General features: G+C 42.3%; 20 protein-coding genes. 12 read left to right on the top strand and 8 right to left on the bottom strand.

Annotated elements, in window-relative coordinates:
* Positions 1-327 precede the first annotated feature (327 nt).
* The 8 genes from ACFEL9_RS17200 (at position 328) to ACFEL9_RS17165 (ending at position 7,735) form a co-directional block, all read left to right on the top strand.
* Positions 328-1,092: a cation:proton antiporter gene (locus ACFEL9_RS17200; protein WP_385892670.1), complete on the top strand. Its 765-nt coding sequence runs from the start codon at positions 328-330 to the stop codon at positions 1,090-1,092.
* A gap of 85 nt (positions 1,093-1,177) precedes the next feature.
* Positions 1,178-3,349 (top strand): cation:proton antiporter, encoded by a 2,172-nt coding sequence (locus ACFEL9_RS17195; protein WP_385892668.1) that lies wholly within the window; start codon positions 1,178-1,180, stop codon positions 3,347-3,349.
* 73 nt (positions 3,350-3,422) lie between these two features.
* On the top strand, positions 3,423-4,478 hold the full coding sequence (locus ACFEL9_RS17190; protein ID WP_385892665.1) for a formimidoylglutamase: 1,056 nt from the start codon (positions 3,423-3,425) through the stop codon (positions 4,476-4,478).
* 178 nt (positions 4,479-4,656) lie between these two features.
* Complete coding sequence (locus tag ACFEL9_RS17185) at positions 4,657-5,271, top strand: dihydrofolate reductase family protein (protein WP_385892662.1); 615 nt, start codon at positions 4,657-4,659, stop codon at positions 5,269-5,271.
* Positions 5,272-5,284: 13 nt separating this feature from the next.
* Positions 5,285-5,764: a VOC family protein gene (locus tag ACFEL9_RS17180; RefSeq protein ID WP_385892659.1), complete on the top strand. Its 480-nt coding sequence runs from the start codon at positions 5,285-5,287 to the stop codon at positions 5,762-5,764.
* An 82-nt stretch (positions 5,765-5,846) separates the two neighbouring features.
* Complete coding sequence (locus tag ACFEL9_RS17175) at positions 5,847-6,239, top strand: iron chaperone (RefSeq protein WP_385892657.1); 393 nt, start codon at positions 5,847-5,849, stop codon at positions 6,237-6,239.
* A gap of 5 nt (positions 6,240-6,244) precedes the next feature.
* Complete coding sequence (locus ACFEL9_RS17170) at positions 6,245-7,021, top strand: DNA alkylation repair protein (protein WP_385892655.1); 777 nt, start codon at positions 6,245-6,247, stop codon at positions 7,019-7,021.
* A 99-nt stretch (positions 7,022-7,120) separates the two neighbouring features.
* Positions 7,121-7,735 carry a dihydrofolate reductase family protein gene (locus ACFEL9_RS17165; RefSeq protein WP_385892652.1) on the top strand — a complete coding sequence of 205 codons (615 nt, stop codon included), beginning with the start codon at positions 7,121-7,123 and terminating at the stop codon, positions 7,733-7,735.
* Here the strand turns inward: ACFEL9_RS17165 and ACFEL9_RS17160 are convergent.
* From ACFEL9_RS17160 to ACFEL9_RS17125, 8 genes are all read right to left on the bottom strand, one after another.
* A complete protein-coding gene (locus ACFEL9_RS17160) occupies positions 7,732-9,990 on the bottom strand; it encodes a patatin-like phospholipase family protein (RefSeq protein ID WP_385892649.1) in 2,259 nt (752 codons plus the stop codon). The two genes, ACFEL9_RS17165 and ACFEL9_RS17160, sit on opposite strands and share 4 nt — an antisense overlap.
* Before the next feature lie 82 nt (positions 9,991-10,072).
* The gene (locus ACFEL9_RS17155; protein WP_385892646.1) at positions 10,073-11,818 is read right to left on the bottom strand and encodes a tetratricopeptide repeat protein; all 1,746 of its coding nucleotides are present in this window, start codon (positions 11,816-11,818) and stop codon (positions 10,073-10,075) included.
* A 179-nt stretch (positions 11,819-11,997) separates the two neighbouring features.
* Positions 11,998-12,969 carry a LytR/AlgR family response regulator transcription factor gene (locus ACFEL9_RS17150; protein WP_385892643.1) on the bottom strand — a complete coding sequence of 324 codons (972 nt, stop codon included), beginning with the start codon at positions 12,967-12,969 and terminating at the stop codon, positions 11,998-12,000.
* 50 nt (positions 12,970-13,019) lie between these two features.
* On the bottom strand, positions 13,020-13,694 hold the full coding sequence (locus tag ACFEL9_RS17145) for a hypothetical protein (RefSeq protein WP_385892640.1): 675 nt from the start codon (positions 13,692-13,694) through the stop codon (positions 13,020-13,022).
* 143 nt (positions 13,695-13,837) lie between these two features.
* Positions 13,838-16,024, bottom strand: a complete 2,187-nt coding sequence (locus ACFEL9_RS17140; RefSeq protein WP_385892637.1) for a TonB-dependent receptor — start codon at positions 16,022-16,024, stop codon at positions 13,838-13,840.
* A 201-nt stretch (positions 16,025-16,225) separates the two neighbouring features.
* Complete coding sequence (locus ACFEL9_RS17135) at positions 16,226-16,651, bottom strand: SH3 domain-containing protein (protein ID WP_385892634.1); 426 nt, start codon at positions 16,649-16,651, stop codon at positions 16,226-16,228.
* An 18-nt stretch (positions 16,652-16,669) separates the two neighbouring features.
* A complete protein-coding gene (locus tag ACFEL9_RS17130; protein ID WP_385892631.1) occupies positions 16,670-17,173 on the bottom strand; it encodes a BON domain-containing protein in 504 nt (167 codons plus the stop codon).
* Between the two features lie 177 nt (positions 17,174-17,350).
* A complete protein-coding gene (locus ACFEL9_RS17125) occupies positions 17,351-19,360 on the bottom strand; it encodes an ATP-binding cassette domain-containing protein (RefSeq protein WP_385892629.1) in 2,010 nt (669 codons plus the stop codon).
* 179 nt (positions 19,361-19,539) lie between these two features.
* Here ACFEL9_RS17125 and ACFEL9_RS17120 point away from each other — a divergent pair, with 179 nt between their 5' ends.
* The 4 genes from ACFEL9_RS17120 (at position 19,540) to ACFEL9_RS17105 (ending at position 23,458) form a co-directional block, all read left to right on the top strand.
* Entirely contained in the window at positions 19,540-20,175 is a 636-nt protein-coding gene (locus ACFEL9_RS17120; protein ID WP_385892626.1) for a DUF3347 domain-containing protein, read from the top strand.
* Between the two features lie 422 nt (positions 20,176-20,597).
* Complete coding sequence (locus tag ACFEL9_RS17115) at positions 20,598-21,995, top strand: M20/M25/M40 family metallo-hydrolase (protein ID WP_385892624.1); 1,398 nt, start codon at positions 20,598-20,600, stop codon at positions 21,993-21,995.
* 39 nt (positions 21,996-22,034) lie between these two features.
* The gene (locus tag ACFEL9_RS17110; protein WP_385892622.1) at positions 22,035-22,184 is read left to right on the top strand and encodes a hypothetical protein; all 150 of its coding nucleotides are present in this window, start codon (positions 22,035-22,037) and stop codon (positions 22,182-22,184) included.
* 89 nt (positions 22,185-22,273) lie between these two features.
* A complete protein-coding gene (locus ACFEL9_RS17105; RefSeq protein ID WP_385892619.1) occupies positions 22,274-23,458 on the top strand; it encodes a tyrosine-type recombinase/integrase in 1,185 nt (394 codons plus the stop codon).
* Positions 23,459-23,589: the final 131 nt, after the last annotated feature.

Genomic DNA, 23,589 nt, shown 5'->3' with positions numbered 1-23,589 from the left:
GGCGGTTGCTGATCTTTATCAATGGAATTTTTTCTTTTCTGATCAGCTGATTGAATCGTTGGGGGTGGTGGGTCTGATTATGATCGTGCTGGAGGCTGGCCTGGATCTGAAAGTAGGAAAGGATAAGCTAAAACTGATCCGTGATTCATTCTTCTCGGCCCTTTTCATTTTTGTTTTCTCCACTGTTTTACTTACCATCATTCTTAACTACTGGCTCGGCGAGCCCTTTAATAAATGCCTGGTATATGCCGTCCCGCTTTCGATCATGAGTAGCTCGATTGTTATTCCAAGCATCAATCCGCTGAATGCACAAAAAAGGAATTCCTGGTGTATGAAGCTTCCTTTTCCGATATCATTGGCATTATTGTGTTCAATTATTTTACCGCGGGTGATATCCTGCAATGGCGGTCAATCGGCATGTTTGGTGTCAATATCGGCTTATCGATAATTCTTTCTGTGCTGCTATCGTTTTTGCTTCTGCTCATTTTAGCCAAAACAAAATTGAACATCAAATTCTTCCTCATCTTTTCGCTGCTGATATTGATCTACGCCGGCGGCAAGATTTTTCATTTACCCTCACTACTCATTATTCTTTCCTTTGGCTTATTGATCAATAATTGGGAAAAATTGAGATGGAAGAAAGTATTATATCATTTTCCACATGAGCAGGTAGATGCGCTACGCCATCTTTTACATTCGGTGACGGCTGAGACTTCTTTTCTCATTCGTACCTTCTTCTTTTTGTTGTTTGGGTTTTCAATTTCATTACAATTTCTTTCAGAAAAAGAAGTGATCATAGTGGGTAGCCTGATGGTAATAGCACTATTTATTGTCCGTATTCTCTACCTGCAATTTTTCGTTCGCACCAACCTTTTTCCCGAAACCTTTTTTATCCCCCGCGGGTTAATAACGATTGTTCTTTTTTATAAAATCCCTGCTCACCTCAAGCTAAACAACTTTAATGACGGCATTCTTTTTTATATAATTCTTACTACCAGTATCATTATGGCTCTTGGCATGATTTTTTATAAAAAGAAGCCCGATCAGCTTGTAGAGGAAAGCCAGTTTTCAGAACGTCCTGACATATTATAACTTATTTTTGTTGCGTTCAATCAATTGTTGTTTGATTTGACCATAATGCAAAACGGGCTTGCTGTTCACCCTTTAATTTGAAACTATGAATTTGCTGGAGATCAGATTTCCTTTGCAAGACCCGGTACCTATTTTCGCCATTGTTTTATTCATTATTTTACTGGCGCCAATACTGTTGCGCAAATTGCGAATACCCAGTATCATTGGATTAATACTGGCCGGTATGGCCATTGGTGACCACGGCTTCAATATTATAGCGAAGGGCAGTATTGATCTTTTTGGGAAGGCAGGGCTTTTGTACATCATGTTCCTGGCCGGTCTTGAACTGGATATGGCCGAGTTTAAAAAGAACAAATACAAAAGCATGGTATTTGGCTTTTTCACTTTTGCTATTCCGATGGGCCTTGGCTTTTTATTGTGCTATCAATTTTTGCATTTCGGCTTTATGGGTTCGTTGCTGGTGTCGAGCATGTTTGCCACGCATACACTGGTGGCCTATCCACTCGCCAGCAGGATGGGCATCACCAAAAATGAAGCGATAACTGTTGCAGTCGGAGGAACGATTATTACAGATACAGCTGTGTTATTAATCCTGGCTGTTATTACAGGCGCCGCTGACGGCCAGTTAAACCAGGCGTTTTGGTTAAAACTGGGCGGATCGTTTTTGCTATTTGCCTTTGGTGTATTATTTGGATTTCCCTTTATCGGCCGCTGGTTTTTTAAGCGGATAAAAGATGATCAGACCACGCATTTCATCTTTGTATTAGCGATGGTCTTCCTGGCCGCCTGGCTGGCAGAATTGGCGGGCGTGGAAGGAATAATCGGGGCGTTCCTCGCCGGGTTAGCACTCAATCAACTAATACCGCATACATCAGCTTTAATGAACCGCATTGAATTTACAGGCAATGCGATCTTCATTCCGTTTTTCCTGATCAGTGTAGGTATGATCGTGGACCTGCGGGTGTTGCTAAAAGGACCTGATGCGCTGATCATTGCCGGTACGTTGACGGCAATGGCCGTGTTCACCAAATGGCTTGCCGCATTTATCACGCAAAAAATATTTGGTTACACCTCCACACAGCGCAATGTAATCTTTGGCTTAAGCACATCACATGCTGCGGCTACCATCGCTGTTATTCTTATTGGTTTCAACATTGGATTGATAGATGAAAATGTGTTGAATGGAACCATCATCCTGATCCTGGTGACCTGCATGGTCGGATCGTTTGTTACAGCAAATGCGGGCAAACGTTTGGCGATATCGGAAGCCAATAAATTACCGGAGGTCGTGAATGAACAGGAAAAGCTGTTAATTCCTTTTGTGGATATTGAAAAAATGGAAGAGCTGGTTGATTTTGCCGTGATGATCAAAGGCGATACTAACAAATTGCCCATCGATCTTTTATCAGTTGTGCAGGATGATGCGGAAGCGAAAGGAAGAGTGAAGCTAAACCAGAAGAAGCTTGAAAAAGTGATTAAACACGGCGCAGAAACGGACACCAAATTACAGGTTTTGAACAGGGTTGATCTGAACATGAGTAATGGCGTAGCGAGAGCTGTGAAAGAAAGATTTGTTTCCGATGTGGTATTGCAGTGGAGTGAAAAGGGTGGAAGCACTACAAACTTCCTCGTGAATTCACTGTTTGGAACCAATACGCAAAACATTATCGATACCGTATGGGAAACAGTTTATATCTGCAATTTTCAGCACCCCGTTAACACAGCAAGAAAAATCTTCCTGCTTGTTACACCCAATGCACAGTATGAGATCGGGTTCAAGCATTGGCTAAAAAAAATGTTGTTACTATCCCGCCAGGCAGGAGCAAGATTGGTGGTATGCAGTGACCCCGCGACAAGGCAGGCTTTTCAGGACGAACTCCGTAAGAGAAAGATAACGGTGGAAGTGAACTATAGCGATTTCGAAACCGCTGATGATTTCCTGGTTCTTTCCGGTCTAATTACAAGAGATGATCTTATTGTGATCGTCAATGCAAGAAAAGGCACTTTGTCTTACCAGTCATTCATGGATACTTTGCAAACAAAAATTCTAAAGCAGTTTACGGAAAATAATTTCATCCTGCTATACCCCGAGCAAACCGAAGTGGAGTTTTTAGAAAGCGGTGTTCAATCAGGTGATCTTACACTGGCGCCAATACAGGAGCAAATTGATAACCTCAACAAACTGGGCAAGGCAGTGAAAAAAATATTTAACCCGGGAAGTCCAAAATCTCCCGATACCGCAGAAGAGACTCAATAGTGTTGAAATAAAAATCAATCATCACCCCTGATGCAAGTTTATTTTCTTTAAATTGTCAGATATAACAATTTGCATGCAACATTTTAAGTTTTACACCAAACAGGATATTCTTTCACTCACCAGGATTCGCAAGTTTGAGACAAAGCTGGGGGAGCGGTTACATTTTATTCCCAATAGCAGTAAACTGGAAGAGTTTCTTCAAACCACCACCGCTAAGTATATTTTGTTTGGCATACCCGAAGATATTGGCGTAAAAGCCAATCCCGGCCTGGGTGGCACAGACACGGCCTGGTTCTCTTTTTTGCAATCCTTCTTAAATATCCAGAGCAATGATTTTTTAAGTGGTGATGATATTGCGCTGGCAGGTCATTTTGATTTTGGTGATATCCTTTACCTGATCGATCATACGGCACATGATGAAGGAGAGAAGCTGGAAGCTTATCGTCATGCTGTTAACAGTATTGACGACGAAGTAGAGAAAATGGCGAAGATCATCACCGAATACCAAAAGATCCCGATAGTGATAGGTGGTGGGCACAATAATGCATACCCGCTGATAAAAGGCGCTGCAAAGGGTTGGTATAAGGCGGGAACAATTCCGCTGGCACAGATCAACTGTATTAACCTGGATGCCCATGCAGATTATCGCCCATTGGAAGGAAGACACAGCGGCAACCCCTTCCGTTATGCAGAGGAAGATGGCTACCTGCAGAAGTATTGTATTGTTGGTTTACATGAAAACTATCTGCCACAAAATATCTGGATGGACATTGTAAATAATCCGTTTATCGACTGCATAACCTTTGAAGATATTTTTATTCATGGCAAAAGAAATTTTATGCAGGCAGTAGCCCATGCTACCGGCTTCACGGAAGATACATTGTGCGGTGTCGAGCTTGATTTAGATGCTGTACAACATACACTGAGTAGTGCCATGACGCCAACCGGGATTACGCCGATTCATGCAAGGCAATATGTTTCATTCGCCGCCGCAGATGCAAAGCCGGCCTACCTGCATATTTGTGAAGGTGCTATTCGTTTGTCAGACGGTCGCACGGATAATTCTACCGGGAAACTGATCAGTTATCTTGTCAGTGATTTTGTAAAGGCGATGCAGCAATCTTCATAGGCAGTCTTGCTATCTTTTCGACTGAGTTCTCCTGCAATTTTAATGGTGCGGGGTTTGCTGCTATTTGGCGGAAGTTACCCCTTAAACTGACGTTTTTACACCCTGCCTGGTTTTTATTTTCATTGCAAATTTACAGTAGAAAATCACCCTGGTGTTTAACCAGGATGATCTGTAAACGATGCAAAAGATAATTGCAGATATTACCATGTCATTGGATGGATTTATTGCCGGGCCGGGCATAACAGAAGAACACCCGATGGGCAGGAATGGTCAACGTCTTCATGATTGGCTGTTTGCAGAAAAGACTCCTGCCGACAATGAAGTATTGGATGAGCTGATGAATTCATCCGGGGCAGTGATTTGTGGAAATATTACATATTCTACAGCCATCAACGGCGCCTGGGAAGGTCTTACGCCATTTACAATACCGGCCTTCGTATTGTGCAGTCAAAAGCCAACGTCAGAAGTAGCAGGCTTCACCTACATTACAAAGGGCATTCAGGATGCATTAGAAAAGGCAAAGATCGTTGCAGGTGGCAAAAATATCTGTGTCATGGGCGGTGCTTATACAATCCGGCAATTTATCAAAGCCGGGTTGGTTGATGAACTGCATATACATATTGCCCCGATCTTGTTGAATGCCGGTACCCGCTTGTTTGAAACTATCGGCCAGCACCCGATCAGTTTAAAAAAATTAGCCAGCACCGATACGCCGGCAGCCAGTCATATTGTATACGAAGTAGTGAAACAGGCAGAGATCAACATTATTCAAACCAATAAAATAACAACCTAAAAAATCAGACCATATGCAAAATCAGAAAATCACTCCTTTTTTATGGTTCGATGGAAAAGCAGAAGAGGCTGTAAACTTCTATGCCTCTATTTTTAAAAATTCAAAAGTTACCAGTATCAACTATTGGGGAGAAGGCACTCCGTTTCCAAAAGACCAGGTAATGGGAGCTACGGTAGAACTGGATGGAATAAAATTTCATGCATTTGATGCCGGTCCGCAGTTTAAATTTACAGAAGCCATCTCTTTTTTTGTAAGCTGTGAAGACCAGCAGGAAGTCGATTATTTCTGGGAGAAGCTTTCCGAAGGTGGAGAAAAAAGTCAGTGCGGTTGGCTAAAAGATAAATTTGGTGTGTCGTGGCAGATTGTACCAAAAATCCTTGACAAGCTGATGAGCGACAGTAAACACGGCAATACAAAAAATGTTATGACAGCACTTATGCAAATGAGAAAGCTGGATATAGCTGCCCTGCAAAAAGCCTACGATCAAAAATAGCTATCCCTAATTAAAAGCGATTTTTAAACCCAGGAATTGCTTTTTGATTTTAAAACATCACCAGTAAACTTTCTTGCAAAAAATGAAAGTCAAAACCACGCCAGCCAAAACTGTGGATGAATACCTCGAAATGGTCCCTGCGGACATGAAGAGCATGCTGGAAAAGCTCCGGCAAACAATCATCAAAGCGGCACCGAAAGCAGAGGAGATCATCAGCTATCAAATCCCAACTTACAAATACCTGGGCCCGTTGGTGCACTTTGCGGCTTTCAAAGATCATTGTTCCCTTGTTGTCATCAATAAAATCATTTTAAAAACACTCGAAAAAGAACTGCAACTTTATAAAACCACCGGAACAACTATTCATTTTACTCCGGCCAAACCTTTGCCTGCATCATTGGTGCAGAAGATTGTCAAAATAAGAATCAAAGACAATGAAGAACTGGATGAGGCAAGGAAAAGGTTAAAAAAATAGCTTATATGCCAACCAAAACAGCCACACCAAAAAAGACGGTAAAAATTACTGCTGAAAAAAAGCAATTAACTGCCGGGCATTTTATCGAAGAGGTAAAGAAACATCAATCGGATGTTGAATTAAAAAAGATACAGCGTTATTTCAAATCCGGTGAAGGACAATATGGAGAAGGCGATAAATTCATTGGGGTAAAGATGGGGCAGCTGTTTAGCTTGGCCAAGGAATTTGCTGGTATGCCGGTAAATGAAATCGAAAAATTATTGGAAAGCCCGATCCATGAAATACGGGCAGGCGCCGTTAGCATTATGGATAAAGAGTCAAGAACAAAAAAGATAACAGCGGATCGACTCAAGTCATTTTATGATTTGTATATGAAGCGACATGACAGGATCAACAATTGGGATCTTGTTGACCTCGGTTGTTTACATATGACTGGTAGTTACCTGTTTGACAAGCCCAGGAATTCATTGTACAAGCTTGTTAAATCAAAGAATATCTGGGAACGGCGAACCGCCATTTTAAGTACTTGTTACTTTATACGACAGGGTGACCTCGATGACACTTTTAAGATCGCTGAGCTGTTGGTAAAAGACAAGGAAGATTTGATTCATAAAGCAACAGGCTGGATGCTTCGCTTTGCAGGTGCTAAGGATAAAAAAAGACTGTTGAGTTTTTTGGATAAACATGCTGCTACCATGCCGCGTACCTTATTGCGCTATTCGATAGAACATTTCGATGCCAAACAAAGGGAGCATTATATGAAGCTGAAAAACGGTAATTAATTTCTGTCATGCTGAGCTTGACGAAGCATGAGCTTCACAAAGCATGCAGTCAAAAACGAACCAGGCCAAAAGAAAATTTAACCTCCACAAACGAAACAGATGAGAAAATTAATTCTGGTTGTTCATACCTCATTGGATGGTTTTGTAGCCGGCCTTAAGGGTGAATTTGATGATTTTCCCGGGGGTGAAGAAAATCTTGATTTCGTATGCCAGTTGACGGAAGAGGCGGATGCCGCTTTATTTGGACGAAATTCTTATCAATTATTAAATAGTTACTGGCCGGCGGCTAAAGATACTCCTAATGCTTCTGGTGGCACCGTTGCCTATTCGACCTGGTATAATAAGGCTCACAAAATCGTTGTTTCAAAAACGCTGACAGATGAAGGTATGCCCAATACAAGCGTCATCCGTGAAAATATACAGGATGAAATTAATGCTATCAAAAGCCGGGACGGAAAAAACATTTTACTCTTTGGCAGTCCGGTTTTGACAAAAACGCTGATGCAGCTTGATTTAATAGATAGCTACTGGATATTTGTGAACCCGGTGATTTTTGGAAAAGGCATTCCGTTGTTTACTGAACCAACGAATAAAACAAAATTGACACTTACGACGACCAGACAATTTTTCAATGGCGAAATTGGTCTGTATTATATCGTAAACAGGCATGATGATGTTGGCCCGCGACCACGATATTTCAATCAATCGTCTTAAAAAGGAATTCCAAGATTAATATAGGACTGTACTTTTTTTGTCTGGTCACAATACATCACACTCACATCAAGAGGGCCTAAGGCAAAATTATAAGAGAAGGTGAGGGCATAACCCGTGTACAAATCTTCGTATTTAAAAAAGTGGCTCCGGCTGATAAAATTATTAAAGAGAACATTGGCCCGGCCGGTCAAATAAGCACCGGTAAACAAAGAAGTTCGCAGTCCACCCTGGAAAGTGGCAATGGCCGGGGAGTAAATAACAGCTTCCTGCAATCCTGCAAACAATACCTGGTTGCGCACAATCTTTGTCAGGCCGCCAATCACAAATTCATTCATGATATTGCGGGAGTAATTAAAATTGATGCCGGTTTGCATATTGGCAAAGGCGGTGAATCGGTGGTTGAGCGGTAAGTAACCTTCTGCTGAAAAAGATGTCCGCCAATAGGGATGACCAGATGTCCTCAATGAATCAGGATTTGTTGGCGGCTCACCACTGATAAGGAAATTGATTCTTACTTGTTGTGTCAATACTCTTCCAAATTCAGCATCCAGTTTAATACCTCTTCGCGGAAAAATATTTCGATCCAGCGTATTGTGTTTTAAATAAGAGAATACCGTTGAAAAATTATTTTTCCCTTTGAATTCAAAAGAAGATGAAATGCGGGGATTGTAATTGATCCACTCAAAGCGGTGCCCAATGCCAATCGTAAAACTTTTACCCGGTGAGAAATGTAATTTTTCACTGACTTCTGCAAAATTTTGTTTGTATAGACCTGTTCGTTTATACAGGTCATAGGTGGTAACATCAAAACGATCAAGTTGTGCTTTTAATGTAAACCCAAAATCTTTCCGCCGCCCCAGGTATTGCAGATGTTCCCCTTTGATACGAAAGCTTTCGCCAATATTCACGGTGGCCAGGCTGCGTGAATTGGGTAAAAGAAAATTGCGGGTCGTGATGTTGGCGATAACGCCGATGCCCGAAAACCGGTTGAAATGCAACCCCGCTTTTAAAAAACTCAGCGGGTTTTCAGCCACATCAAAAACGATGGTATAATTGCTGTCAGCTCTTTGTTCCAGTGAATACGTGATGCGATTATAATACCTTGTTCCAAATGCCTGTCGCACCATATTGGCAATTTCAACGGCCGTATAGCTTTTATGCAATTTGAAATTCATGGTATTCAGAAAAAAAGCTTTGGTCGTGTTATCAAAGCCATTGCCCCGCACCGAATCGATATAAACAGTTTTCAAAACAGGCAGGCGTTGATGATCTACCGGTTGTATCCCATATTTTTCATTTAACGAATCAGCCAAATGCTTGAACTTAGGATACATTTTTCTTCCTTCTTCGAGACCGATCTCCAGTATTTCTTCAGTATCATTAAAATTGGCCATGCTGTATTTTTCCAGGTTAAACGGAATATAGATATCGCAAAGCGGCACTTCATTTTTTACATCCTCCGCCTCCCTGAAAAAAGCGATTTGTAATAACAGTTGAACAATATTTTTTACTTTTTCCGGTGGCAACAATCCCGTAGCGACGGTGCTGCCTATTACATAATCGGCACCCATTTCCTTTACATCCCTTACCGGGAAGTTGCGGCTGATACCCCCATCCACCAATAACTTTCCATTATGACTGGAAGCGGTAAATAAAGACGGAATCGCTATGCTGGAACGAATCGCCGTAATGATCTCGCCATCTTTTAAAACAATGGCCTCACCATTTCCGACGTCTGTTGCAATGCCCCTGAATGGGATATTGAACTGTGAAAAATCTTTGATATTGCTGACAGGAAAATACAGTTCTGAAAATTTTAGCCACAACTCCTGGCCTTCTAAAAAACCGGTAGATATTTTAAATTGGTTATTCACCCAGGGCAGTTCAATATCGTACTTGGAATACTCATCTTTTTCTTCCATAAACAAACTACGCAGTCCCGATTGATTACTCAGCAAAAGGTCCCAATCGATAGAACGGGAAATTTTCACCAGTGAGTCAGCCGAATACCCAATACTGTACAAACTTCCAATTACGGCGCCCATGCTGGTGCCGGTAACATAATCTACTTTTAGACCCGCAGAGTCAATAGCTTTTAAAATACCGATATGTGCCAGCCCTTTGGCGCCACCTCCACTAAATGTCACGCCGATTTTTGGACGGGCGGGATTTGTTTGTGCCAGGGCCGAACAGGAAAAGACAATAAGAGAAAAGACAGAAATCACAAACTTCATCAGGCTGGAATAATTGATCACTACGTGAAATTAATTCCTTTCATCCTGATTTCGTAATCAAATAAAGCCGGGGATGTTAATATTGGTTACTGAAAAAAACACATTAAAGAACAGGGCCATACAACTGGATGTCTGCTTTTGCAAAAGCCTTTTTGAAACGGGCCAACATCTTTTCCGCATCATTTTTTCTGCCCTGGCTCATGAATACCTGGTATAAACCAAACAGGGCCCAGCCATTTTCATTATTGATACGCAGGTCCTTTTCAAATATATCTTTTACTTCATCAAATTTTTCAGCTTTTAGCAAAGCATTGCCTAAATAATGTTTTGGATTAAGCATCCAGTCACGGGGTTCGTTATACACGATATCGTCTTCCGTTGCAACAGCCTTTTTATAAGCAGCGATTGATTCATCAAATTTTTTCCCGGCAAGGGCAATGCTTCCCCTGAGTAAATTTTCTGCAACGATTGCACCATCCAGCACTGGTGAGAAAGGAGGCATGCGCAATGTTAATGATGAATCGGATTTTAATGACAGCAACGCTTCCAACTCCTGTTTGGCCTCTTTTAATTTGCCTTGGCGGGCCTGGGCCATGCCTCTTCCAAAATGATAAAGAATAGTTGAGTACACATGGCTCTTATCCGGCGGCGCCATCGACAATAATTCATTCCATTTACCAAAACGGATATAGACCAACACGGGAGTCATTTGGATATACTGCGCATAATTTCCAAATGCATCGCCTGTATTCAAATACGCCAAAGGAACGCTATTCACCGTTTCATTGGCTGATTGAATAGCATATGCCGCGTTACCTTCCATCATGGCATGGTTGGTCTGCATGTGCAGATTGTGTATGAGATAGATAAAATCGCCGGCAGCTACCGGTGCAAACAATTGCAAATAATTTTTATAAGCCTTCACGGCGTTTTCATTCACCAACGAACCTTTTTGATAATTGCCGGTGCGCAAATAAATATGTGATGGCATGTGTATCAAATGAGAAAGGCCAGGGTTTAACTCACCCAGCCGATCAGCACTGGGCAACGCTTTGGCAGCAAAAGGAGAAGGCTCCATCACATGGATATAATAATGATTGGCGCCGGGATGATTGGGATTATTGCTCAATAGTTTTTCCAGCACTTCCCTGATACGGGGCGTCCATTCTTTTGGTTTACCATTGGTGTACCAAAGATCCCAGGGATGCTGCAGCATCAATGCATCGGCATATAAAGCGGCAATATCGGCATCATCGGGGAATTTTGCATAAGCTTCCTTCATTTTATCGGCATACAACTGATTCAGCTTTTCACGGCTCTCAGCAGAATCCTTTGAATAGCGAACGGCCTGCGCCAGGATCAGCATTTTATCTTTATCGCTGCTATTAGCTGACATCGCCAATGCTTTTTGTGCAGTGGCGTAAGCGTCTTGTTTTTCAGTATAACTGCCGCCATCATTGATATTCGGTCCATAGGCCAAAGCCTGTGCCCAATAAAACATAGCATTGGAAGAATCAAACCTTGCCGCCTTTTTAAAGGATGCCATGGCTTCAATAATGTGAAAGCCATAATACATGTTGATGCCCTGGTTGAAATAAAATTGGGCACTATCGCTGTTGGAATGGATGTTCCATTTATAATTGCCGGCGCCGGGCATAGGTGGGATGTCCACTTCTTCGAGCCAATCTTTCAGCTCATTCCAGTCCGGGGTGCAACGGATAATATTTTCCAATTTATATTCCCGGATGGAAGATAAGCGGGATGAATGGGTGTTGTTTTCATGAATACGAAAAGCGAGAAGCAGGGTAACAACTATGGTTGCCGGAATAAGAAGTGGCTTTGGTTTCATGGTCAATGTGATTGTTCATAAAAGTTAAGAAGATTATTGGAGAATGGGGAGAAAAGAAAATAGCAGGAAGCGATTTATGTAGCCGTATCACTTTCATCTGCAAGAAGGCCGGCATCCTTATCAAAAAAGGTTTGAAAATTTGTGGCCGGCAGTAGAAACGCAAGGATGAATTTTATTGATCAGTACTTACCAGTTGACAAAGCCGCATTATCTCTTATCGCCAGCAGCTTGTCCGAAAATTCACTATTCAGGTTGCGGGATACAGGAATAAGTTCTTCCGTATGTGCCAACCGGATTTTGTATCCCTGGGCATTGCCTTCCACATGCGCCACTTTATCGAGGTTAATAATATAAGCCCTGTGACAACGGAAAAAGACCGGCCATGCTTCCAGCATTTCTTCAGCTTTTTTCATGGTCATGCGGATAATGGAATAGGAAGGTTTTAGCTGTATCTTGTCATCATTGTCCTTTTCACGCAGGCGGGCATTTTTGACAAAATAAACTTTGATGTAATTATTGGCAGCGGTAATAAAATAAAGGTCTTCAGGTTGTAATACTATTTTTTCTCCCTGGTAATCGCCGGTGAGCTCTATCGCGGGAAAATCAATTTTTTTTTCTTGTGGTAAAGCGAAAGATTCCTGTTGCTTTTCAATGTCCAGTTTTTCTTTTAATTTTTTTTCCAGCACCACAGCCTGCCGCTCAAATTTTTTTAATAAACTGTTTTGTTTCCATAAAGTAAAAACTGTGACGGGCAACAAGGCAACGGCCAATGTAATTCCCTGGAACCATAACATATCCCGCCATGAGTAAGTGGTCTCTACCAGGAAAGGCGACACAAGATAATTGACCCAACCTACCACTACTACTATTGCGATGGTATGCAGGATTTGCCTGCCGGTAGTCCATTTATCTTCTTTGAAAAAATGCGGAAACAGAAACGGTAATGTTAGTAACATTAAAAAAATACAGCCGAATGTAATGCAACCATAACTGATACTGACAAGCCATAGCCAGTTCATGGGAATAGCGTCCAAACCAAACGGTTTAAACACCAACAGGAAAGTCAATACGAATAAGCCAAAGCCCAGTGCCGTTTTTAGCTGGCTTTTCCAGGAAGAAGTAAAGGGAAAGCTTTGTTTGAAAATATGCATACTGATTTACCTGTTGGTACGAAGATATCTATTTAAACACGTCAGCATCATTATTGAGCAACTATCGATTTTGACAATCGTTCAGCCTGCGCCTGTCCCCAGGACGGGGCTAAAGAGTTTGCGGAGACAAAGGTCTTAAACCTGGCGAGACATTCTTCAATGGCCAATTTTGCAGCTTTGGCTCCGCCGCCTAATCCTTCGGGTGTGTGCAATTTGGCCCTGGCTTCAATTAAATAGGGACGTGGATTGGACGGGTCCTGCTGTTTGGCTTTTACTAAGTAATCCATAGCTTCTTTACCCATCGTTTGCCAGCGACTGATCGGGTCAACCAAGACACGTGTATAAAGTATCATACCGTGCAGACTGCTGATTTCGGAATTATTTTTTTCCAAATCATCAGCGGATACAAGATAGCTTGCCGCTTTTTCCGCAAAAAAGTCAATTTTTGATTTATCCGGAACGTTAGCCACCATAATCGCATAGCAAAAAGCGGCATAATAAAAAGGTTGCCATTGGTTTTTTTCTGCATTACCAATGCGCTCAAAATTATTGGCCAGCATAATAAAAGTAGCGGGAGCATTGGCAGTATCCAGCAGTTTCAAATTGGCTTCCATAGCTGCAACAAATTTTTTGCTCATGCCGGTGGTTGACTCAACAGCTGTTTGGCCGGTCAATTTACAACTGGCTGCTATAAGCAACAGACCAGCGATGATAGATTTTTTCATGTGTTTAATTTTAAGTTGAAAGAATTATTTTTTTACGGATGACACGGATAAGATGGATACACACAGATTTTTTTGCTTGTATTATTGTATTCGCTTTCTGTTACCGTGCAAATCCGTTCTGTCCGTATTAACCGTGTTCCTCTCTAATCAATAACTGTTTTTCTCCTGTCAACACCAATGCTGATATAGGCGCCAATAAAGAAGAATCTTTTTGCCATAGGTGTGATGGCTTCGCTCCGATAATTGCCCTGGCTGTCCTTAGAAGCGGCGAAGCGATAGGTATATACCTGCCGGTTACCTAACACATTGCTCATGTTAAATATCCATACCATATAGGCCCTGCCGATTTGTGTGAGATGATTAAACTGAAATCCCATAGTATTAAAATCAATCGTCCTGTCTTTCATAAAGCCGGCAACGGCACGGTTGGGGTTATAATAAGGACGTCCGCTTGCGTAAGTATAGGTCATTGAAAAATGAGTGGAGATAGGGGCTACAAATTTTTTGATAACAAAATTGATTGTATGTGTAGCTACAAACGCAGGTTGTACCTTGTTTGGATAATCCAGGAATTTGCGTTTACTATCGAGCCAGGAATAAGCCACCCGGTAATCGAAACCTTTGAATGTATTTTTATCTCTCCAGAAAAGTTCTATCCCTTTTGCATAGCCGTAACCATCGTTATGCAATGCGGCGGGATTATTGAAAGGATATCTTATCAGATTTTTATACTCTTTATGAAATAACTCCAGGCGAAGCATTTTTCCATCGGCGGCATACTGGTAATTGAGTATATAATGTATTGCTTTTGTAAAAGACAGATCGCTGTTGCGAAACAGGTAAGGAGTTTCCGGCTTCTGGTAAAAAAAACCAAACGCTGATGATACCTGGCTTTTATCATTGAATTGGTAGGCCAGAGAAAGTCTCGGTGAAAATGCAGACTGGTGTAACAGGCTGCTGTGTTCTGAGCGCATACCGGCTCTTCCTGCGAATTTTGAACTGATATAAATATCCGCCTCCATAAAAGACGCTATATAATTATCATGTATCGTTATAAACGGAATACTGTCTTTTGCTTCTATCTTATCCGTCATGCGCTGCCATTCAGCGCCGATATTCAATTTGCTGGCCCCTGCCAGGTTTCGTGTAAGAACGATTCTGGCATGGTGTGTACTATTAACAAGATGAGGAAGAAAGTAATTGTTGAGCGTGTCTTTGGCGATCACGTAACGCTGAATGTTGTCTTTATTATAACTCAACGAAATACCGGTATACAATTTCCACTTGCTTTTAAGCGCAGTAGTATAAGTAAGATTGGTGTACAGGTTTTTGTTGGTCAATTTGAATTGTTCCTGCCAGTTTTCATTTTCTACACCTGGTTTGGCAAAAGCAATAGTGTTGGCGTTGACGTAGCCATAAAGCTTCAACATTCCTTCCTTTGTTTTTTGACGGCCATGAAACTCTGTATTGATCAACTCCGGCGCTTTGTTATATTGAAATTTTTGTTTCACCATCCCGAAGTAAGGAGCAAGATTAGAGTAAGCCACGCCACCGCCGATGCTTCCATTTTTTGAGCGATTTAATTTTTGTCCTGTAACGCTTAGTTGCGCAGATGAAATAATCCAGTTGCTTTCTGACCGGGCAGGTAAATCAAGACTTTCCAATAGTAATGCGGAAGACAAGCCCTGGCCATACTGCGCTGAATAACCACCACTGCTGAAAAGCGTGCCCTTAAACAGTAAGGGTGAAAAACGACCGCGTTGTGCAATGTCCGGTACACTGCTATAGAAAGGATGGCTTACCATCATTCCGTCAATAAATACTTTTGTTTCGGCGCCGGTTCCGCCTCTTACAAAAAGCCCTTCCGTTTCACCTACCTGCTGAGCGCCGGGCAGAGTTTTTAATGCGGCTACAATATCGGCCTGCTGACCGGCTGTGGTAACAATATCAATTGATTTTAATACGGTACCTCTTTTTTTATCGCTGGCTTCGAAACTTCCGGCCGAAATAACAACAGCCTGCAATTCTGTTGTAGTTTCTTTTAATATCACATTAAAAACAAGAGGAGCTGCGCCGATCGTGATTATTTCTTCAAATGACCTGTAACCACTGCTTGAAATAATAAGCTTTACTGTTCCGGTATCGTCCACAGAAAAGGAAAAGCTGCCATCCATTGCTGAGGTTGTTCCGTCGTATCTGTTTGCGAGGGAAATGCTGGCCCCGCTCAGTGGTTCCTGTTTTTGATTTTTCACAGCACCTGAAATGGTGACCTGCGACGCCAGCCGCAGCGATAACAAAAGGAAACAGAGCAGGAATAAGTTTTTGTTCATTGTGATCTTGTTGTTCAACAAAACTATACCTGCGGTAAAGGCCTTGCCAAATTACAGGGATGTGCAGCAAGGGTTTAGGGATAAAATGCACGGGTAGGGGCGAAAAGCGTAAACAGGGGTCAAATGATTTTTGATAGGACTACCTAATAAAAAAGGTTGCCTGCATTTGCAAACAACCTTTCTGTTATAGACGCTGAGTTTTTAGCTTCCTTCCGGTGTGAGATATCGGGCATAGGCATAGCCTTCTTCTCCGTCCTTTGTTCTTACCAGCCACCACTGGTCGTTGGTCCTGCTAACGAGGGTTACTATTTCATGATGAGCAGCTTTGCCCACTATCGGCTGATCCGTACCAGGGCCTTTACGGATATTCAGGTTCGATTTCTCCGTGGTCACCTTAGCTTTGGTACCGGGTGCAGCAGGAGCCACGTTTACATTCATCACTACATCTCCTGAGAGAAAATCGGGATCTATTTTCCCATAAATATTCCAAAGCTGATCTTTTACCGAACCATTGGGCGCCACACCATCGATGTATAAAACACCGTCCTGCTCACGAACCTGCAAATTGCTTACCCCTGATGTAGCTGCGGCATCAGTGAGTTCTTTGTATTTATCCTGTAGTGCCATCGTTGTAGTTTTTAGTTGTTATTTAGAAATTTTTAATCCGGACGCATCCACCCGTTTAGGCTTCAAACCATCCAATGACATTTTCAATTTCTTCCAGTCAGCTGATTTCAATTCTCCGGACACGGAGATAACGCCCTCTTTTACCGATGCCGTCACGGTGGGAAAATCCTTGGTAGCGTCACGTACCGCTGCTGTAAGCGGATCATCGGCGGTGATCTCAACCGGTGTTGCCGGCGGCGCAACATTAACATTGTTCTGCACTGATTTTACACCCTTGACGGCAGTCGCCAGTTCTGATGCTTTTGTTTTTGCTTCTTCATTTTTTGTTTCGCCACTCAGCGTAACAACGCCATCTTTTACATCCACCATTAATCCATTGGTTTCAGGATTTGCCCGAAGGGCGGTTTCAACAGATGATTTTACATCCGCATCCTTTGGTTTCGACTTGCATCCCGGCGATGTACTGCTGATAAGTGCTACCGTGGTAAATAATAATAGCAACCTGCTGATTTTTTGTTTCATTTGCATGGTTTTAATTTTTTTACCCAATAAAATTGCCACAACCTTGCCTGCGTTCAACAAACATGATTGTGGCTTACTTTCATTGGCTTTAGGTTTTGATACATGTCTGGTATTTCTTTTGCATGCTATTGCTGCAAAAGAAAAGGTATCACAAAGTTTATACCAACAAAAAAATGGCTACTTGACTTCCAATGAAACGATCAGTTCAAAAGTCTTTTCGTACTGAGCATTTAATCTCTCCAATTCTTCCGCAGCTTTTTTATATTCTGTCTCTGCCTGCAAAAATTTATTTTTATCAGAATAAGTGGCAGGATCACTCAGGGAAGATTCCAGTACCGCCTTCTTTGTATTCAGCGCAGCGATCTGTTCTTCCAGTTGTTGAAAAATACGTTGCTGTTTCTGCAGTTCCTTTTTTGCCTCTTTATTAATAGGAACGGAAGTCTGAGGTTTGATGTCAGAAGGTTGAACAGGGGGAAGGTGCTTTTCTGACTTCTCGGGCTTCTGATTGCTGACTTCAGGTTTCTTAATTTCTACTTGTTCCTTGTTCCTTGCACCTTGTACCTTCCTGGCCTCTGCTTCCTGCTTAGCCATTCTCTCTTTCCATACCACCCATTCGTCATAGCCACCTTTGAATTCTTTTACCTTGTGATCTACGATCTCCCAAATTTTGTTGGCTGTTTTGGAAACAAAATACCGGTCGTGGCTTACCAGGATAATACTACCCTGGTATTTATGCAACGCATCGATCAGCAGGTCACAACTATGCATGTCAAGGTGGTTAGTGGGCTCATCCAGCATCAGGAAATTCGCTTTGCTGACAATTACTTTTGCTAATGCCACTCTTGCTTTTTCACCACCACTTAAGATCTTGATTTTTTTATCTGCATCATCACCGCTGAATAAAAAGCAGCCTAATAAACCCCGTAATTCCAGTTCATTCATCTGGCTGCCGCACTCTTTCATTTCATCCAAAATCGTATTGTTCACATTCAATGCTTCCAGCTGGTGCTGTGCATAGAAACTTTCTTCAACATTATGCCCCCACTTTCTTTCACCGCTGTCTATTTTTTCTACACCGGCAATAATGCGCAATAGGGTAGACTTTCCTTTACCGTTGGCACCGATCAAAGCGATCTTATCGCCGCGGTCAATTTCAATAGACGTGTCTTCCACGATTACATTATCACCAAATGATTTGGATACATGTTTTAATTCTGTCAATACCCGGCCCGGCACTTTATCCACGCGGAAGTTGATGCGGATATCAGGACGCTCCATGGCCACATCTTCAATCCGTTCCAGCTTATCCAGTTTTTTCATGATGCTTTGCGCCATAGCCGCTTTGCTGGCTTTGGCCCTGAAACGCTCTACGAGTCTTTCATTCTGCCGGATGTAGTCCTGCTGATTTTCGTAGGCCTTTTGCTGCATCTCAATACGAATAGCTTTTTCCCTTTCATAAAAATCATAGTTGCCATTGTAGATATGCAATTGCTGCTGGTACACTTCCACGATCTTTGTCACCATGCGGTTTAAAAAATATTTATCGTGGCTCACAATTACTACCGATCCCTGGTAATGTTGCAAATATTTTTCCAACCATTCGATAGAAGGAAGGTCAAGGTGGTTGGTCGGCTCATCCAGCAACAGCAAATCGGGTTGCTGCAAGATCATTTTGGCCAGCAATACCCGCATCCGCCATCCACCGCTGTATTCTTTATAAGGGCGATTGAGATCGGCATTGGAAAAACCAAGCCCCTGTAATACTTCTTTCGTCTTATGATGAATGTTGTAGCCACCCAGTGTTTCCAGCTCGTGCAACTTATCGGTGTATTCATACAAGGTTTTTTCATCACCCGTTTTTTCGAGTTCTTTACCCAACTCTTCAATTTCTTTCTCCAGTTGCAACACTTTTTCAAAGGCGCCCAATGCTACCTGTAAAATGCTGTCGTTGGAATCAAAACTCAACAGATCCTGGTGCAGGTATCCAATAGAAGTGGTACGGCTGCGTTCTACCGTGCCGGCAGAAGGCGAGTATTGTCCTACCAATAATTTTAAAATAGTTGATTTGCCTGTGCCATTGTACCCGATCAGGCCGATACGTTCGTTGGGTTGTATATGCCAGGTTGCATCTTCAATGATCACCCTTGCGCCAAATTCAAACGTCACATTTTGTAGTCCCGCTAACATGGAAAGTTTTAAAGTTTTTAATTTTTCAATTCTGCAGTTTGGTTCCTCAAATTTTATTCAGCCAATCATCCATTTCGGCATTTTCACAGTTCCACACCCGCCGAAAAATTCGCCGCAAAAATAAGGATTACCGGCTCTACGGGCTTTGATTTACATTTGTGTAAAATTTTAAACGGCTCATGAAAAAGGTTTTCGCTATTCTCGGCATTATATTGTTGCTACTGGCTGGCTATATATGGTATGCATTTAAGGGTAAAAAGGGGCCTAAAGGGCCTAAACCAGTTGCACTTTCAGTTAGTAAACACAGCCCGGCATTCAATCAATCGGTGCAAACAGCGCTGGATGCTTACTATGGCATGTCGGAAGCCTTTGTCAACTGGGATACTGCGGCGATAACCACGCAGGGCAACCTGTTGAAAACAGCCCTGGACAGTTTAAAGATTGAAGAATTGAAGGTAGATACCACCGGCATTTACGAATCGGCGCTTGATCCATTGAGCAATGCCAGGACTGAGATCGCCAATATATTAAAAGAACCAGCTATTGATCAAAAGCGAACTGCCTTAAATAATTTATCGGAGAACCTGCGGCTTTTGTTTATTGTAGTGAAATATGACCAGGGCAAATTGTATTGGCAGGAATGTCCCATGGCGTTTGGTGAAGATCAGCCGGGGTATTGGCTCAGCAAGACCGACGAGGTGCGCAACCCTTACCTGGGTACTAAACATCCGAAGTACAAGGATGGCATGCTGAACTGCGGCGGCCCCAAGGATACTATCAATTTTATATTGCCTGATACTTCGGTGAATAAATAAGCCGGAACGCTGATCAATATGGTTATGATGATTGGCGCAGTTATTTTCCAGAGGCAACCCTGTTTGGGTCGATCCTACTCCAATTTGTCGCTATACTAAGCAGGTGAAAATATAACCACGGAGAAATATACAAGGAAGATGCAGAGTCCCCAGAGAAACCCTTCGTGGCCTCTGTGTAAATTGCTGTGGCCTTTGGGTTAATACAATAAAAAGCGAAAATTTGAAATGCATCCGTTATGGTCGCATGGGAATAATAAATGCAATTTTAATAGTGGAGAATCCAACTTCTCACTCAAATTCTGTTAAACATAACCGTCTTAAAAAATCTGCGTTCTTCCGAAAGTTTTTACTTTCCACTCTCGTCTAAGTTCCGGGCTTCAATCTCACCCGGAATTCATTTTACTTTTTAAACAACAATCAACATGAGAAAACTAACGGCTTTAGGGTTATTTCTTTTTGTTACACTGTCCGTTTTTGCACAGGAAAAACTGGATCTCACCACTATCAACAAGATCAAAGAAGAAGGCACAAAAAACTCAAAGGTGATGGACATCGCTTTTCACCTGACCGATGCCAATGGCCCAAGGCTGGCGGGATCACCCGGTTATACCAAAGCCGCCAATTGGGCCAAAACAGAATTGACCAAGTGGGGATTGGTAAATGCCAACCTGGAACCATGGGGTGAATTTGGAAAAGGATGGGAGCTCCAAAAAAGTTATGTAGCGCTGACAGCGCCTTACTACAAACCCATGATCGCTTATCCTAAAACATGGACAAAGAGTACCAAAGGTTTGCAGAGCGGAGAGATAATCATCATTGAAGCGAAAGACTCTGCTGAACTGGAAAAATATAAAGGCAAACTGAAAAACAAAATTGTTTTATTGTACCGCAATGATACGCTGCGTCAAACATTCACGGCTGATGCGAAACGTTTTACGGATGAAGACCTGGATAAAATGGCGAATGCCAAACCCCAACAACCCCGTAGTCAAACCCAGGCTGCTGATACGGCGCAGCAACGCCGCATACGGGAATTTCAACGCAGCCGCGGAGCGGGTTCTGTTGCCGGCAAATTAAAAGCGCTGGCGGAAAAAGAAGGAGCCATCGCCATGTTAAGTGCCAGCCCGAGAGGTCATGACGGAACACTGTTTGTACAGGGTGGGGGAGCTTATACCGTTGGTTCACCGGATAATTTTTTAGACATCATGATTACGGCGGAAGATTACGGAACCATTTGCCGGCTGGCAAAATCAGGCGTTCCCGTCAAGCTGGATGTGGATGTAAAAACAATGTTCAACGAGAAAGACACCAGGGGTTATAATGTGGTGGCTGAAATAAAAGGAACTGATCCATTATTGAAAGATGAGATCGTCATGCTCGGCGGTCACCTCGATAGCTGGCAGGCAGCTACCGGTGCTACGGATAACGCGGCTGGTTGCTCTGTGATGATGGAAGCCGTTCGCATCTTAAAAGCATTGAACATACAACCACGCCGTACCATCCGTATTGCACTATGGGGTGGGGAAGAGCAGGGATTGCTGGGTTCGAGAGGGTATGTAAAAAATCATTTTGCCGACCCGGCTGATATGGTATTGAAACCGGAACATGCTAAATTGTCCAGCTATTTTAATATTGATAATGGTACCGGTAAAGTGCGGGGCATTTACCTGCAGGGCAATGAAAAGGTGAAAGACATTTTTACGCAATGGCTGGCGCCGTTTCATGAAATGGGAGCAGGGACGGTTACCATCTCCAATACCGGTGGCACCGATCACCTGTCATTTGATGCCGTAGGGTTGCCCGGTTTCCAGTTTATATAGGATCCTATCGAGTATGATACAAGGACGCACCATACCAATATGGATTCGTATGATCACCTGGTTGCAGAAGATCTGCAGCAGATCTCCGTGATCGTAGCATCCTTTGTGTACCATGCAGCGATGCGGGATGAAAAACTACCACGCAAAGAACTACCACAACCAAGAGGAACTAACCAAAGGGGTTTTTAAAAAATATCCCTGATTTTTTATAAAGAGTTTCGCTCCGGTGAAACTCTTTTATATGCAGCATCGGGTCTTTATTTTTTGTAAATTCAAGTATGCCACCTGTAAACCTCCGGCCGCTTCACCATCGCCAGCAGGAGTGTATTGGTATATACTATGCCAATCACAGCGTCATTAATAATGTGGTGAGAAAGATTCCGGGTATTAAATGGAGCCAAACAAATAAGTGCTGGTATCTGCCACTGAACAAGGATTCGTACAGCATCACAATAAAAGCGTTGAAAGAAATTGCTGTAATAGACAGTTCGGCTTTAAAAACATATTTGCAAAAAAGAAAACAGGTAATGGCTGCCACAGCGCCGGCTACAGTAGTAAAAGCAAAAGCCAAAACAATTAATCTTGTTTCGCCAGCGTGGAAGCTAAGCAAAGAAAACCTTCAGGCTTTGGAAAAATTCATTGAACAGTTAAAACTGAAAGCTTATAGCCCATCTACCATTAGTACTTACCGTAATGAGTTTTTACAATTATTGCAACTTCTGAAAAATAAGCCGGTAAGTGAATTGACAACAGGTGAGCTAAGAAGGTATTTTGTTTATTGCTATGAAAAGCTGGGGTTGACAGAAAATACGCTGCACAGCAGGATCAACAGTATCAAGTTCTATTTTGAACAGGTTTTAAAAAGGGAAAAATTTTTTTGGGAAATACCGCGGCCAAAGAAACCAATCGAATTGCCTAAAATATTTAACCAGGATGAAGTGGCCGCTATCATTAATAGTGTAAAAAATAAAAAACACAAAGCAATGCTGATGCTGGCATATAGTGCCGGTTTACGTGTCAGTGAAGTAGTATCCATAAAGACTCATGAAATAGACAGTAAGCGAATGACCATTTTAGTCAGACAAGCGAAGGGTAAAAAAGACAGGATTGTATCGCTAAGCCCCGTATTGCTTGTAATGCTAAGGGAGTATGCGATGCAATATAAACCTGATAAAAGTGGTTATCTTTTTGAAGGTATTACAAAAGGCACGCCTTATAGCACCCGCAGTCTGCAGGAGGTAATACAAGCGGCTAAAAATAAGGCAGGCATAATAAAGCCGGGTAGTATTCATAGCCTGCGTCATAGCTTTGCCACCCATTTGATAGATAAAGGCACCGATGTAACGATGATACAAAAATTGCTTGGTCATAATGATATCAAAACGACCTTGCGTTATCTTCATACAAGTAACAAAGATCTTCTTAAAATCATCAGTCCTCTGGATGATTTACCGCTAACCTGAGTTGTATTTGCGCTACTCAGTCAAGTAGCGTTTTTTTTACTAATCGCTTTAAAAAGAGCAAGTTGAAAAAATTGTTTGTTACAAGAAGTAGCGTATTTTAGCAGAAATACACACGTTCGACCGCAATGCCT

This window comes from Terrimonas alba, from assembly GCF_042434975.1.
Lineage (GTDB): Bacteria > Bacteroidota > Bacteroidia > Chitinophagales > Chitinophagaceae > Terrimonas_B > Terrimonas_B alba.
This window is presented reverse-complemented; position numbering and strand designations above follow the sequence as displayed.

What these genes read in the sequence shown, in the direction of transcription:
- ACFEL9_RS17195 (WP_385892668.1), top strand. Translation starts at nt 1,178, where the DNA reads ATGAATTTGCTGGAGATCAGATTTCCTTTGCAAGACCCGGTACCTATT.
- ACFEL9_RS17110 (WP_385892622.1), top strand. Translation starts at nt 22,035, where the DNA reads ATGGATTCGTATGATCACCTGGTTGCAGAAGATCTGCAGCAGATCTCC.
- ACFEL9_RS17145 (WP_385892640.1), bottom strand. Translation starts at nt 13,694, where the DNA reads ATGAAAAAATCTATCATCGCTGGTCTGTTGCTTATAGCAGCCAGTTGT.
- ACFEL9_RS17130 (WP_385892631.1), bottom strand. Translation starts at nt 17,173, where the DNA reads ATGAAACAAAAAATCAGCAGGTTGCTATTATTATTTACCACGGTAGCA.
- ACFEL9_RS17125 (WP_385892629.1), bottom strand. Translation starts at nt 19,360, where the DNA reads ATGTTAGCGGGACTACAAAATGTGACGTTTGAATTTGGCGCAAGGGTG.
- ACFEL9_RS17115 (WP_385892624.1), top strand. Translation starts at nt 20,598, where the DNA reads ATGAGAAAACTAACGGCTTTAGGGTTATTTCTTTTTGTTACACTGTCC.
- ACFEL9_RS17105 (WP_385892619.1), top strand. Translation starts at nt 22,274, where the DNA reads ATGCCACCTGTAAACCTCCGGCCGCTTCACCATCGCCAGCAGGAGTGT.
- ACFEL9_RS17180 (WP_385892659.1), top strand. Translation starts at nt 5,285, where the DNA reads ATGCAAAATCAGAAAATCACTCCTTTTTTATGGTTCGATGGAAAAGCA.
- ACFEL9_RS17165 (WP_385892652.1), top strand. Translation starts at nt 7,121, where the DNA reads ATGAGAAAATTAATTCTGGTTGTTCATACCTCATTGGATGGTTTTGTA.
- ACFEL9_RS17150 (WP_385892643.1), bottom strand. Translation starts at nt 12,969, where the DNA reads ATGCATATTTTCAAACAAAGCTTTCCCTTTACTTCTTCCTGGAAAAGC.
- ACFEL9_RS17190 (WP_385892665.1), top strand. Translation starts at nt 3,423, where the DNA reads ATGCAACATTTTAAGTTTTACACCAAACAGGATATTCTTTCACTCACC.
- ACFEL9_RS17175 (WP_385892657.1), top strand. Translation starts at nt 5,847, where the DNA reads ATGAAAGTCAAAACCACGCCAGCCAAAACTGTGGATGAATACCTCGAA.
- ACFEL9_RS17140 (WP_385892637.1), bottom strand. Translation starts at nt 16,024, where the DNA reads ATGAACAAAAACTTATTCCTGCTCTGTTTCCTTTTGTTATCGCTGCGG.
- ACFEL9_RS17135 (WP_385892634.1), bottom strand. Translation starts at nt 16,651, where the DNA reads ATGGCACTACAGGATAAATACAAAGAACTCACTGATGCCGCAGCTACA.
- ACFEL9_RS17155 (WP_385892646.1), bottom strand. Translation starts at nt 11,818, where the DNA reads ATGAAACCAAAGCCACTTCTTATTCCGGCAACCATAGTTGTTACCCTG.
- ACFEL9_RS17170 (WP_385892655.1), top strand. Translation starts at nt 6,245, where the DNA reads ATGCCAACCAAAACAGCCACACCAAAAAAGACGGTAAAAATTACTGCT.
- ACFEL9_RS17185 (WP_385892662.1), top strand. Translation starts at nt 4,657, where the DNA reads ATGCAAAAGATAATTGCAGATATTACCATGTCATTGGATGGATTTATT.
- ACFEL9_RS17120 (WP_385892626.1), top strand. Translation starts at nt 19,540, where the DNA reads ATGAAAAAGGTTTTCGCTATTCTCGGCATTATATTGTTGCTACTGGCT.